The organism is Klebsiella sp. K47 (assembly GCF_051858335.1).
Taxonomy (GTDB): Bacteria; Pseudomonadota; Gammaproteobacteria; order Enterobacterales; family Enterobacteriaceae; genus Klebsiella; species Klebsiella pneumoniae.
Window position 1 is genome coordinate 1 of sequence record NZ_JBPYUI010000266.1, and the last position, 235, is coordinate 235.

The 235-nt window shown below is 48.5% G+C and carries 1 pseudogene; it reads right to left on the minus strand.

The features are described 5' to 3' along the window. Positions 1-235, minus strand: a pseudogene (locus tag RRF55_RS27985) (excinuclease ABC subunit B); the annotation flags it as partial.

Sequence of the window (235 nt, forward strand, 5' to 3'; positions counted from 1 at the left end):
TGTAGCTGGGGTAATCCGCTCCCACTCTTCAAACTGCATTGGACGGTTATCTAGAGCACTAGGGAGACGGAAACCATAATTCACCAAGTTTTCTTTACGCGAACGGTCACCTTTATACATCGCGCCAATTTGCGGCACAGTCACGTGTGACTCATCAATAATCAGTAAGGCATCGTCAGGAACATAATCAAATAAGGTTGGCGGCGCTTCGCCCGCAGGACGACCTGACAAATGA